This window comes from Candidatus Hydrogenedentota bacterium, assembly GCA_018005585.1.
In the GTDB taxonomy this organism is placed as follows: domain Bacteria; phylum Hydrogenedentota; class Hydrogenedentia; order Hydrogenedentales; family JAGMZX01; genus JAGMZX01.
This window is the reverse complement of sequence record JAGMZX010000029.1, coordinates 1-11994: the sequence shown is the minus strand read 5'-3', so window position 1 is coordinate 11994 and position 11994 is coordinate 1. Positions and strand designations below refer to the sequence as shown.

The window sequence follows — 11994 nt, the reverse complement described above, 5'->3', positions numbered from 1 at the left end:
AGATGTCCCTTGATAAGTGCAAGAGATGTGGACGTCTTTTCAATCGGGTGCAGACGCCTATTTGCGTTGCGTGCATGCCGAAAGAAGAAGCCGACTACGACCGCATCCGCGGCGTTCTGAATGAGACCCCGGGTCTGTCCGTTGAGCAGGTCGCCAGCGCGGCAGAGGTTGAAAAGTCCTGCGTCTTGCGCATGATTGACGCGGGCCGGCTCGCCAACTCCGCCGTAAGCGATTCCGTCCCCTGCGGCCGCTGCGGTGCGCCCGCCATCAGCGTGACCAAGCGTCTCTGCGAAAAATGCCTGACGGAACTGGACCGGGAGTGCGCGGAAAACATGCGCGGCTTGCGGGAAAAGATGCGTGGCGGCGAAGCGGTGCCCACGGTGCATGAGGTCGTGGAGGCAAAACGTCAAGTCTCCACTACAGACATAGAGCCTGGGCGCGCGCGGCAACGCATGGCCATCCAAGCGAAACTGAATCTTGCGCGCAACGTGCGCAAGAGCAAACATCAGGCATCTCCCAAACGTTGAGATGCTTGTGTTCCGGTGCGGCTACGGGCCGCTTCAGGCATGGTGGTTCTTGCAGGTGCTGAAAACGCTGGCGAAATCGGAAATGGATGGTGCTATCCTCATATATGACGGTGAGTGTCCGCTGTGCTTGGCCGCCCGGGACTGGCTGGCGCGCCGCCTGCCTCCCGGCGCCGTAGAGTTTCTTCCCTGCCAGTCCGAAGAGCGCGCACGCCGCGCGCCGCAAGTCGCACCCGAAGCCTGCCTTCAGGCAGTCCATCTTGTCCTGCCCGACGGCACCGTGTATGCTGGGGCCGATGCGCTGCCGCACTTGCTGCGCCTAATGCGCGGCTGGTGCTGGACGGTTCCGGCGTGGCGCATCCCCGGTCTTTGCCGATTGATGCCGGTCGCTTATGGGTGGATAGCAGGCAATCGGCGCGCCTTGTCGGCACTTATGATGCGGCCGCGCTTGGGGAAACGCTGCCGCACGGATGGGAATTGCCGGTAATTGACTTCGATTACGCTGATTACCGTTGCGGCGGCGGGCGCCGTAATGCTCATGGCCGCATTGTACCTGGTGCAGCGCGCACGGGAAAATGCGAATATCGTCGACTTCGGCTGGGCCGCAGGCGTCGGCGCAACGGCCCTCTGGTACGCTGCCGCGGCTCCTGGAAGTGTCCCTTTTCGCGTGGCCCTCGCGGTGGTGGGAGGGTCTTGGAGCCTTCGGCTCGCGGGGTATCTCCTGGTGAATCGTGTACTGCACGGCGCTGAGGACGGACGTTACACCGTGCTGCGCGCGCGCTGGGGCGTCAACGCCCAACGGAATTTTCTGATTTTCTTCCTGGCGCAGGCCGCGCTCATCACTGCTTTCTCCATTCCGCAGTTAATCGTGGCCCTGCAGCCCGGCCCGCATCTGCTGCCATGGCATTATCTGGGCATGGCGGCCGGCCTTGGCGCGATACTCGGGGAGTCCATCGCGGACCGGCAATTGGCCGCGTGGCGCGCGAATCCCGCCAACCGCGGCCAAGTCTGCAACAGCGGGCTCTGGCGCTATTCCCGCCACCCGAACTACTTCTTCGAGTGGCTGCATTGGTGGGCATATGTCCTGCTCAGTCTCGGCACTTGGCGGGCCGCGGTATCGCTGCTCGGACCGGTCCTCATGTTCCTGTTCCTGTTTCGCGTGACGGGCATCCCCTACACCGAGCGACAGGCTCTGGCATCGCGCGGCGACAACTATCGGGCGTACCAGCGAACCACAAGCGCGTTCTTTCCCTGGTTCCCGAAGCCGGGTGCGCGATGAAACCGCACAAGCGCCGCTTGTCGCTGCGCACCAAGACCGGTTACGGCGCGGTCGAACTGGGCATGTCCGCGGCGGAGGTCATGCTGGTCTTTTATCTCCTTGAGTTCTACACGAAAGTGATCGGCCTGCGCGCGGAACTCGCCGGGTTTGCGCTGGCACTGCCCATGCTCTGGGACGCCGTCCTGGACCCGGTCATGGGCGGCATCTCCGATCGCACTCAGACCCGCCTGGGCAAGCGCCGCCCGTACATACTGCTGGGTTCGATCCTGTTGGCTCTTGGTGTCGTCGTAATCTTTTCGCGGCCCGACATTGACACGCAGACGGGCAAATTCCTGTACCTGCTGGCCGCGTACATGTTCGTCAACACGTCGATGACCATTGTCGCCGTGCCGCATGCCGCGCTCGCTGGCGAAGTCTCGTTCGACCGCAATGAACGCACTGAACTCTTCGGCTGGCGCTTGCTCTTCCGCACGCTCGGCTTCATGGTCGCCGTGCTGCTGCCTGGCCTGCTCGTCATCTACTTCGAGGAACGACTCGGCGTTTCGCGTACGCTCGCAAGCCGCTGGGTCGGCATCGCCATGTTGGCCACGGGCCTGATTACGTTTCTCAGCGTGCGCAAGATAGACCGGCCCATTCACCCGCGCGACAGACTCCGCCGGACCCCACGCGGCTCGGCCGCGGCTGAATTGCGGGGGTTTCTCCGCGGTTTGCGCTCGGTCGCCACGAATAGGGCGTTCCTGCCCCTGCTCATCACGTACGTTCTCGCCTACATCGGGCGAACGATCAACACGTCCACCGCGATCTACTACTACCAGGTCCGGCTCGGCCTGAGCGAGCGGGAGATCCATATCAATATTCTCGGCCTTTTTACGGTGGTCATCTGTTTTTCCATTGGGGCATGGGTCGTGATTTCGCGCCGTTACGGCAAGAAGATGCCCGCCTTTTGGGGCGCGCTCGGGCTCGGCCTCACGACGGTCGTCATTTATCCCCTGCTGCCGCCCGGGCAGGTGCTCCCGCCGATGCTCCTCGGCTCCGTGCTTGGCGGGTTTCTCGTCGGTTCGATCATCATCTTCGAGTCGCTCGTGGCGGACATTGTGGACTACGACGAACTGAAGACCGGCGTGCAGCGCGAGGGCTTGTATTTCGGCTGTTGGACCATGATGACGAAGTTCGCGCGCGCGTCCGCGCTGGCGAGCACGGGCATCCTGCTGCGCACCATCGGACTCCAGGAGGGACAGTTTGAGCAGACGCCCGAGACGGCGCGCGGGCTTGCCATTCTCTACGGGCCCGTGGTGGGCGTGTGCTTCATCCTCGCGGCCATCGCCTTCCTGTTCATGCCTCTGACCGACGCCAAGCACGAACGCATCCAGCGCCTGCTGCGCAAGCGCCGCGCCTTGCGAGCACGGCACAAACTCGCGGCCGCCCCTTCGCAGACCCCCATCGCCGAACCTCCCGCCGAGGATTTCGAATGGCCGCATCCATTGTGAGCGCGGGGCCCCGGTCAGACCCACAGTGCACAGCGGAAACGAAGCGATGCGACACGCGAATCTGATTATCTTCCGGGCGGCCCGACGCCTGTCTCGCGAGGTCCTGACGTCTAGTCGATCTGGCGGCGCTGCGTGTAGCGGCGTTCCGTCAGGCCCACGTAGATCTGCCGTGGGCGGTGGATGCGCGTCTCGGGGTCATTCCGCATTTCCAGCCAGTGCGCAATCCAGCCCGGCGTGCGTCCCATGGCAAACATGACCGTGAACATATCCGTTGGAATGCCGATCGCGCGATAGAGAATACCGCTGTAAAAATCGACGTTGGGATACAGCTTGCGCTCGATGAAGAAATCGTCGTGCAAGGCGGCATCTTCCAGATGCTTGGCAACGTCGAGTAACGGGTCGGAAATACCCAGCGTGTTCAAGACGTCGTCGCACGCTTTCTTCAGGATGATCGCGCGCGGATCGAAGTTCTTGTAGACGCGGTGCCCGAACCCCATCAGACGGAAGGTGGAATTCTTGTCTTTCGCCATCTCGATGTACTTCTTGTAGCCCCCTTCGTCCGCCTGGATCTTCTGAAGCATCTCGATTACGGCCTGATTGGCGCCGCCGTGCAGACGTCCCCACAATGCGTTGATTCCGGACGAAACCGCCGCGTATATATTGGCGAGACTGCTGCCGACCATCCGCACTGTTGAGGTACTGCAGTTCTGCTCGTGATCGGCGTGCACAATGAGCAAGACGCGCAACGCCTCTTCGAGCACCTTCGGGACGCGGTAATCTTCCGCGGGGCTGGCGAACATCATGCGCAGGAAGTTCGCCGGATAGCTGTAACCCATGCGCGGATAGACCACCGGTTCGCCGCGCGACTTTCGAAAGGCGAACGCGGCTATCGTTTTCACTTGGCCAATCAGGCGCACGACATTCCGGTATACGTGCTGTTCGTCCTCAGCGTCGTAGGGATAGAACGAGGACATGGCGGAAATCATCGACGCCAGGATATTCATGGGGTGCGCCGTAACCGGAAAATGATCGAAGAAATTGATCATGCTTTCATGAATCAAGCTGTTCTGCGTCAGCAGGCGGCGCCACTCGATGGCCTGTTCGCGCGTGGGCAATTCGCCGTGGATCAACAGATACGCCACTGTCGAATAACGCACCTTCCCCGCCAGGTCCTCGACCGGATAGCCCCGATACCGGAGGATACCCCGCTCTCCGTCAATATAGGTAATCGAACTCTTGCAGGAGCCCGTGTTCCCATAACTCGGGTCGTGCGTGATGTACCCGGTATCACTGCGCAGCTTCGCTATGTCGATGGCGCGCTCGTTCTCCGTGCCTTCGATAACCGGGAATTCATACTCCTTCCCGTCCAGAATCAGCTTGGCCGTGGACATAATTCTCTCCGCAGTCCGCGCCATGCGGCCTTTGTTGTTCCTGAGCGCCAACGAACTACACGCTACTCGGAAGCCCGTCCCAAACCGTGTTCACCCGCGCCCCTTACTACCCGAATCCCGGAGATTTGCACAGGCGGTCAGTATAAACAACGGCGGCATCATGCCGCAATATCCTGTCTTCCTTCGCCAGGAGGACTACTGGGGAAAAAGGGCCGCATAATCCCCACGATCGTGACGCAGGCCCTCTTCCTTCGCATCTCCTATCCCCCGCGCGTACTTGCGCATTACTCGGCGTCGCCACGCGTCAGGCCACAAAGATGAAATCCCGTAACTCCACGTAGCCGCGCCCCGCCAATTGCAGGCGAATTTCATCGCGTGCACCCCGCGCACCCACCGCCGCCACTACGAAAGCCTCACCGGCGCAGGGTAACTGCTCCGGGGCCATGACCCGGAAACCATGAATATTGCGCCCGATTTTCCGCGGGTGAACATCTATGACCGCTTCCGGGCGCCTGTCCTGCCATTCGCGCAGCCAGCGTTTGCCGACTTCGCCCGCGCCCCACTGCCAGAAAGCACGGCCCTCGCTCAGACACGTCTGAAAAAGATAACGCCGTTTCAGCGCACGAAACGAGGCGGCCGAATAGCGCTTGTCCGTCATGGACAGGCGTCCCGGCCGTTCGCGCCATTCGAACAACACCTCCGGCGTCTTGCCCATTCCTAAGCCCGCCAAGAAAAAGCGCATGAGCAGGTCGTAATCCTCGGGCCAGCCGTGATCCTCATACCCGCCAACGGCTTCGAAAGCCGCGCAACGCATCAGAAAGGTTGGATGCGCAATCGGGCATTCGACAAAAAGCTCGCGCGCCAGTTCTTCCGGCGAAGTCAGCCGGTTTATCCATCGCTCGTACCGGCGGCGGCCCGGGCCAACCGTGGCGCCCACGATGCGCACGCGCGTACCGCACACCGCCAGCGACGGCTGGGCCCGCATCAGCGCCATTTGCAGTTCGAAGCGCCGTGGATGAGACACATCGTCGGCGTCCATACGCGCGAGAAATGCGCCGCGCGCCACGACGCTGCTCGCCTGGAGCGCCGCGACAATCCCGATATGAGGCGAGCGAAACAGGCGGATGCGCGCGTCTGCCGAGGCCGTGCGCGCGGCCACCGCCGCGGATCCGTCTTCCGAACCGTCGTCGAATGCGATCACCTCAAGTTCGCGCCAGGTCTGCGCGATGATCGAACGCAACGCCGCGTCGAGCGTAGATTCAGCGTTATGGAAAGGCAACAGCACGGAAATGGCGGGGCTGGCGCTCATAGGCCCTCTTTGAGCTACTCCAACGTCAAGGAAAAGACCGTGAAGGAATGGCGCGGGAACGCGAAGACCAGTTCCTGCTTGACGGGCTCGACTTTGACCCTGCGGGGAACGACTTGTTTCGGATTATCGAACGTATTGACCGCGCGCGGGTCCCCGGCGTGCAGCATCCGAACCGCAACACCGGCCAGTCTGGCCTCGTGGACCGCGATAGCCGTCTCGACATCCCGGTCCGGCGTCTGATTGGCGACGCTCAGGTGTACTCGCTTTCCCGAAACGGAGGCGCTTACGCTCAAGGCGGATACGCTGCGCGCATTGCCGAATCCCACGGGATGCGCATCATAGGACGGCGCATCGACGTCATGCGTGACGAGACTCGCGCCCATATGTCGCCGCGTCATGTCAAAAACGTGGTAGGTAGGCGTCAGGTACAGGCTCGCGTCCCGGGTCACGGCGAGGCAATGCAGCACGTTGACCATCTGCGCGATATTCGCCATGGTCACCCGATGCGCCCAGCGGTTGAGCAGGTTCAATACGGCCCCCGCCACGACCGCATCACGCAGTGTGCAGGCCTGCTCCAGGCCGTTCTCGACCGTCGCTTCCGGGTGCCGCATCCCCCACTCGTCAACCGCGATCCCTACGTGCTTGCCGGGGTAGAAATAGCGAAGCACCGCCTCCGTGAGCGTCAAGTCGCGTTCGAGCGTGAGCAAGTCGGCAAACACACCCCGATATTCCGCGTCGGAAAACAACACTCCGCCGCCTCGCGAGAAATACCGGTGGATGGACAAATGGTCGATCAGGTCGGCATGGCGCATATCCTGGCAGAAGTCGTGATTCCACGCGTTCAGCGCCTCATTCTCGCGGTTGCCGAATGACGCGCCGCAGGCGACGAGTTCGATAGCGGGGTCGGATGCGCGCATGTGACCGGCAAAACGCACGTATTCCTTTGCATAATCGGCGCTGGAAAACCGGCCGCCGCAACCCCACGCCTCATTACCGATGCCCCAATAACGGACGGAGTACGGAGCGGCACCCCGCCCCCCGCGCAAGCGCGCAAGCGATGAGTCGCCTCCAAAATTGCAGTACTCCAGCCACTCGAGCGCCTCGCGCGGCGAGCCCGTCCCGACGTTGCAGCAGAGGTACGGCTCCGCACCCGCGGCCCGGCAGAACCGCATGAATTCATCCGTGCCGAACGCATTCGGCTCCGTCTGCCGCCACCAGAGATTCACGGTCTCTGGCCGCTTTTCGGCAGGCCCGACGCCCTGCCGCCAGTGGTAGTTGTTGGCGAAACAGCCGCCCGGCCAGCGCAGCACCGGCGCGCGCAACTGTTTGAGCGCCGCGATGACGTCCAGGCGCGCGCCGTCCACGTGCGGCACGCGTGAAGAAGGACCGACCCAAATCCCCTCGTAAACACACCGGCCCAGATGTTCCGCGAAATGACCATATAGATTCGGGGATATCCGCGCCTGCGGACGGCCCGGCCAGAGGTGAATGGCCGCCTCACTCATTCTCCGCTTCTTTCGGCACGTCGTGCTGGTTCAAGTAGGGGTACACATTCGTCGCGATGAATGTCCGAACCGAGCGGATACTATTCAATATGGTCTGCGTTTCGCCCACCCCCACCGCCTTGCGGCCGAATACGCCCTTTACCTCCACAAAGACTTCGTTGCGGCTGTGTCGCCACGACTCGATGAGTATGGTCAACATGCCGTCGTGCTCGTGGGTTTCCGGCAGCACGAACCGCAGCCCGCCCACGGCAATCGGGCGTTGAAAATGCGGGCCGATCAACCCCTCCTGGCCACAGACATGATCGAGAAGAAACACGCGCGCGTCGTCAAAGTGAGTCAGCGCGAAGGTAGACCGGATAGTGCACGCATGGGCCAGATACCTTTCGATCCCGCGCACGGCAAGCGTGCGTTCGGCCACTTCATGCACTCTGTCCAGAAAACCGCTCAGCGGAATATCCGCCCATTCCTCCACAAGAAGCACGCGGTCCGGCAGGAACAAACATATCGACTGCGACCTAGAATCACGCCTGGAATAAAACCGCGCCTGGCCCGGCACCGTGAAATCCGTGCTGTCATAGGCGGCCTTCGTCCGAGTGAGTTCGTAATACAACCCCTGCAGCACGTCCTTCTTTTGAGGCTTCGGCGCATGAATCAATTCGGCCGAAAAATGGATGATTCTGTCTTCTGCCTGCATGGCCTGTTCCCCGCCGGTTTCTCGAGGAAGTATAGCAGCCGGACGGCCGCTTCGGCGAGGTCAGTCCACCGCGCCAGGGCGCAACCCCAGCGGCAACGCCGCCGGGCGCGCACAGGTGCTGCGAACCGCAACGTGGCGCCCCTTCTGAGAGGAATCAAGAAACGCCTGCATGACATCCAATACGTGGAAGGCCAACGCGCCGCTCGCGCGGTGCGGACGGCCCGTGCGAATGGCCGCGGCCATGTCCGCCACACCCAGGCCCCGAGAGTTGTCGGCATAGATGTGCGAATGCGGCAGTTCCTTCCAGTCATCCGCGCCGGGCCGGAACACCTGAACCGCGCCGCCGAAACAGTTTGGGTCCGGGACCTGCATCGAACCTTCGGTGCCGTGGACCTCCAGCGGCGGCGGAGTCGCGCGCCAGACATCGAAACTGGTTACCATGGCGGCAATGGCCCCGCACGCGAACTCGATCGTTCCCGCGACATGCGTCGGCGTCTCGACGGAAACGCGCTTGCCGTATTTCTTCTCGCTGGTAATGACCCGCTCGGGAAACGTGACGCGCGCCGAGCCCGCCACGCGTTTCACGGGGCCGAATAGGTGTACCAACATCGTTAAATAATACGGACCCATGTCGAACATCGGGCCGCCGCCCAACTCGTAGTAGAACTCCGGATCGGGATGCCACGACTCGTGCCCGTGACATTGCATGAACGCCGTCGCCGCGACCGGCGCGCCGATCCAGCCGTCGTCCAGCGCCTTCCGCGCCGTCTGCCCGCCCGCGCCGAGAAACGTGTCCGGCGCGCAACCAACGAGCAGTCCTTTCTTCTCCGCGAGCGCCAGTATCGCCCCGCCTTCTTCGCGCGTCAATCCCAGCGGCTTCTCCGTGTATACGTGTTTCCCCGCCTCCAGTGCGGCCATCGCCACCTCGGCATGCGCCTTGGGTACGGTCAGATTGACTACGACCTCAATCGAAGGGTCCGCCAGAAGCTGCTTGACCGGGACCGCCTTCGGAACGCCATGCTGCTTCGCTTTGGCCTCGGCGCGCTCCTTGACCAGGTCCGCGCACGCCGCGATCTCGAGATTGTCGAACCGTTTTCCGGCCTTGAAGTAAATGTCCGAGATATTGCCGCAACCGATAATGCCGGCCCTTACACGTTTCATGATGTCTGCTCCGTCTCCGCTGAGCGGTTCGCCCACAACATGCCGCGCTTCATGACCGCGAAGCACTCCGGCACGTCGAAATCCGAAACCTGGTGACCCAACGCCGAATAAAAGACCCGGCCCCTTCCGTAGGCCCGCTTCCAGACCGCGGGCATGACGCAACCGGCGATCCACGGGTACACCGCCCCATCCACCGTGACCGAAGCCAACACCTCGTTCGAAGGGTCAACGTGCATGTAATACAGTTCCGAACGCATCCGAAAGTCGTCCAGCCCGGCCACTACCGGGTCGTCTCTCCGTACGATATTCACCGTGTACTCGACGATACCGCCCGGATGCTCCACCCATTGCCCGCCCGTCATGAACTGATACGCAGGACTGTTGCGGAACGCGTCGCACATCCCTCCGTGCCAGCCCGCGAGCCCCGTTCCCGCCCGGACCGCATCAAGCAAGCCCTTCTCCTGAGCACCCGACAACTCGCCCATGGTCCAGCACGGCACGATAAGGCTGTAGCTTGCAAGTTCGGCGTTATCTTCAAACGATGCCAGCGAATCCGAAACCGTAACCTCGAAACCCTCGCGCTCGAGTTCCGCCGCGAAAAGTGCGACGCACTCTCTCGGCTGGTGCCCCAACCAGCCGCCCCAGACCATCAATGCGGATTTCTTGGACATTACGAATTCCCACGTGCCCGCGCCAAAGGAGCGCCACGAGCGCTGAACGCTGCTCTAGAATCAGTCCTTGTCGGCAATATACACGTGCGCCGGCGGGAAATTCTTCCAGATCGCGCCCGAACGGGTCACGCGCGGGAACTTTGCGGGCAGCTTGCCCTTGAAAAAACGCTTGCCCGAATGAAACAGCGGGCTCAACGTGTATGCGAACGTCACGAAACGCCCGCCCGGCCCCAGCACATCATGCGCGGCGCCCAGAATCCGGTCCTGCAATTCTTCCGGAAACAGCGTCCAAGGCAACCCGGAGACAATCACATCACAATGATCGTAACCGGCTTCCCGCAGGAACTTCGCCGTGTCTTCCGCGCTCCCCTCCACCACATGCACCTGCGGACACCGCTCCCGCGTTGCCGTTACGAACTCGGGATTCACGTCCAGCGCCAGGAAATAGGCGCCCGGCTTCTTCTTACGCTCGATCACCTCCGTAAAGACGCCCGTACCCGACCCGAACTCGACGATAACGTCAGCGCGCTGCAATTGCGCGCGTTCCGTGACCTCCTCCGCCAGCGCCATGCTGCTCGGCCCCACCGCGCCCGTGGTCTTTGTCGTGCGAAACACTTCCTTCATAAACCGCCACGTAAAATGGCCCTGCGCTTTCGAATCCCGCTCCGGCATGTCAATTCCCCTTCCTGATTGCGATATTTCCCGGCGGCACCCAGGACGATATGCGAACAAAAATCCTGCCACATGTCCGCCAGGCAACACAAACCCGTGAAAGACAGGCCGACTCCGGACGGACGATTCCAGACAGGCCGACTCCGGACGGACGATTCCAGACAGGACGATTCCAGACAGGACGATTCCAGACAGGCCGACTCCAGACAGGCCGACTCCAGACAGGCCGACTCCAGACAGGACGACTCCAGACAGGACGATTCCAGACAGGACGATTCCACACGATTCCAGACGGATTGAACCTCGAGCAGGGCCTATGCTAGCATAACGGCGAGCCTGTGGGCGATTAGCTCAGCTGGTTAGAGCGCCGTCTTCACACGGCGGAGGTCACTGGTTCGAGCCCAGTATCGCCCACCAATTATACGCCCGCCGCAGCCGCGACATTCCGGGGGACAAGACGGCGTAAACATTGGGGATTCCGCAAGACTGAGCCCTCAAGCCGGGAATACGGCGGGGACTGAAAAAGACGTGTCGGCGGCAGTCTCTTGTTCCGGATTTGTTCCGGGTGCAACCCCGAAAGAAGACGTGGCGGCCGTAATCCGCAGTCCGGACCTTGAAACCCGTCGCCGGCGTGCGATACCGCTTGCGCGCGAAAACGAGTCTGGACATAAGCCAAGACCCGAATCCGGAACCCGGGACCGCTGAAGCCCTCCCCCTGATAAAATGGTAGGGGCGGGTTTGAAACCCGCCCCCGTGACGGGTCTGGTACGGGCGGGTCTGGTACGGGCGGGTCTGGTACGGGCGGGTTTGAAATCCGCCCCTACGCGGGGTGTTTTCCAGGCTCACTAACGTATTGCCGCATTTCATGCGTGCGGCGGATTGCCGCCACTTTCCAAAAACGCACGCATCCGCCTTCGCATAACGTTCGACGGACAAGACCTTGCGCATCCCAAGGCCGCACGGGCGGAACGCCCGTGCCACCGTGGCATGGGCATCTTGCCCATGCTCCTAAACCCCTGTCATTGACCCGCACGGGCGGGACGCCCGTGCCACTGCCCCCATCGTCTTTCCCGCGAAAGCGGGAACCCGGCAGGTCAAGCTAACCGGCCATTCCCGCGCCCACGCGCAGGAATTCAAAACCCCAAAATGATGTGACGCCGCACCAGCGGCGTCACGCTGGTGTTTGGCCCTTGACTAGATTTTGGCGCGGTCTTTTCTTTTTTCTCTTGCTTTTTCCGGAGTTTTCTCATAGACTATGCTCTAGTAAATATGCTAGAGCATAGGAAGGAGCAAATCATGGG

At 61.9% G+C, this 11994-nt stretch carries 11 protein-coding genes and 1 tRNA gene; 5 read left to right on the top strand and 7 right to left on the bottom strand.

The window, feature by feature from the left end:
- Positions 1-74 precede the first annotated feature (74 nt).
- From KA184_07010 to KA184_06995, 4 genes are read left to right on the top strand one after another with little or no spacing between them, the layout of a single operon-like run.
- Positions 75-527, top strand: coding sequence for a hypothetical protein (locus KA184_07010; GenBank protein ID MBP8129317.1), 453 nt, complete (start codon positions 75-77; stop codon positions 525-527).
- 7 nt (positions 528-534) lie between these two features.
- Positions 535-1011: a DUF393 domain-containing protein gene (locus KA184_07005; GenBank protein MBP8129316.1), complete on the top strand. Its 477-nt coding sequence runs from the start codon at positions 535-537 to the stop codon at positions 1009-1011.
- Positions 1012-1056: 45 nt separating this feature from the next.
- Entirely contained in the window at positions 1057-1803 is a 747-nt protein-coding gene (locus KA184_07000) for a DUF1295 domain-containing protein (protein MBP8129315.1), read from the top strand.
- Complete coding sequence (locus KA184_06995; GenBank protein ID MBP8129314.1) at positions 1800-3290, top strand: MFS transporter; 1491 nt, start codon at positions 1800-1802, stop codon at positions 3288-3290. The genes KA184_07000 and KA184_06995 overlap by 4 nt, the downstream gene beginning before the upstream one ends.
- 110 nt (positions 3291-3400) lie before the next feature.
- On the opposite strand, the gene KA184_06990 is transcribed toward KA184_06995, so the two are convergent.
- The 7 genes from KA184_06990 to KA184_06960 all read right to left on the bottom strand — a co-directional run bounded on the left by KA184_06990 (position 3401) and on the right by KA184_06960 (position 10693).
- Complete coding sequence (locus KA184_06990) at positions 3401-4684, bottom strand: citrate synthase (protein MBP8129313.1); 1284 nt, start codon at positions 4682-4684, stop codon at positions 3401-3403.
- A gap of 301 nt (positions 4685-4985) precedes the next feature.
- Positions 4986-5990 carry a glycosyltransferase gene (locus KA184_06985; GenBank protein MBP8129312.1) on the bottom strand — a complete coding sequence of 335 codons (1005 nt, stop codon included), beginning with the start codon at positions 5988-5990 and terminating at the stop codon, positions 4986-4988.
- A gap of 14 nt (positions 5991-6004) precedes the next feature.
- A complete protein-coding gene (locus KA184_06980) occupies positions 6005-7495 on the bottom strand; it encodes an alpha-N-arabinofuranosidase (protein MBP8129311.1) in 1491 nt (496 codons plus the stop codon).
- Positions 7488-8189: a hypothetical protein gene (locus KA184_06975; GenBank protein MBP8129310.1), complete on the bottom strand. Its 702-nt coding sequence runs from the start codon at positions 8187-8189 to the stop codon at positions 7488-7490. The genes KA184_06980 and KA184_06975 overlap by 8 nt, the downstream gene beginning before the upstream one ends.
- 60 nt (positions 8190-8249) lie before the next feature.
- A complete protein-coding gene (locus tag KA184_06970; protein ID MBP8129309.1) occupies positions 8250-9350 on the bottom strand; it encodes a Gfo/Idh/MocA family oxidoreductase in 1101 nt (366 codons plus the stop codon).
- A complete protein-coding gene (locus KA184_06965; GenBank protein ID MBP8129308.1) occupies positions 9347-10000 on the bottom strand; it encodes a ThuA domain-containing protein in 654 nt (217 codons plus the stop codon). The genes KA184_06970 and KA184_06965 overlap by 4 nt, the downstream gene beginning before the upstream one ends.
- Before the next feature lie 81 nt (positions 10001-10081).
- Positions 10082-10693, bottom strand: coding sequence for a methyltransferase domain-containing protein (locus KA184_06960; GenBank protein ID MBP8129307.1), 612 nt, complete (start codon positions 10691-10693; stop codon positions 10082-10084).
- A gap of 340 nt (positions 10694-11033) precedes the next feature.
- On the opposite strand from KA184_06960, the gene KA184_06955 reads away from it, so the two are divergent.
- A tRNA-Val gene (locus tag KA184_06955) sits at positions 11034-11110 on the top strand.
- The last annotated feature ends 884 nt before the right edge of the window (positions 11111-11994 follow it).